This is a genomic window from Mycobacterium sp. 1274761.0 (assembly GCF_001668615.1).
GTDB lineage: Bacteria > Actinomycetota > Actinomycetes > Mycobacteriales > Mycobacteriaceae > Mycobacterium.
This window is the reverse complement of the sequence record NZ_LZMC01000041.1, coordinates 1-518: the sequence shown is the minus strand read 5'-3', so window position 1 is coordinate 518 and position 518 is coordinate 1. Positions and strand designations below refer to the sequence as shown.

The window sequence follows — 518 nt, the reverse complement described above, 5'->3', positions numbered from 1 at the left end:
GAGGTCGTCGTTCCGCGGGAGATCGGCGGGCGCATCCGGCTGGACTGGGAGTCGCTGAGCCAGCGGATCCACCCGGCCGCCAGCCGCATCAGGATGCTGGCCGAGCAGACGCCGTCGCACTTCATCGGGTTCGATTTGTTGGCCGTCGGGGATGACGACTACACCCAGCGCCCGTTCGGCGAGCGGCGACACATCTCTGTTGAAGGAACCGTTCCGGGTCCGTCGTCAAGCCTTGCTCGAGTCGGTGAACGAGAAGGACTGGTGTCATGTCACCCGCACCACCGAAGACCCCGAGCTGGGTGCGCAGTGGCTGACGACGTTCGAGGGCGCGGGTCTCGATGGGGTGATCGCCAAACGGCTCGACGGCATCGTGGCCAAACCGGTGACCATCCCGTATCAGCCGGACAAACGCGTCATGTTCAAGATCAAACATGAGCGCACCGCCGACTGCGTGGTCGCCGGATACCGTCTGCACAAGTCGGGGGCCGACGCCGTCGGCTCATTGCTGCTGGGCTTGT

1 pseudogene is annotated in these 518 nt (G+C 65.1%); it reads left to right on the top strand.

Annotated elements, in window-relative coordinates:
- Positions 1–518 (top strand): annotated as a pseudogene (locus A5651_RS07185) (hypothetical protein); the annotation flags it as partial.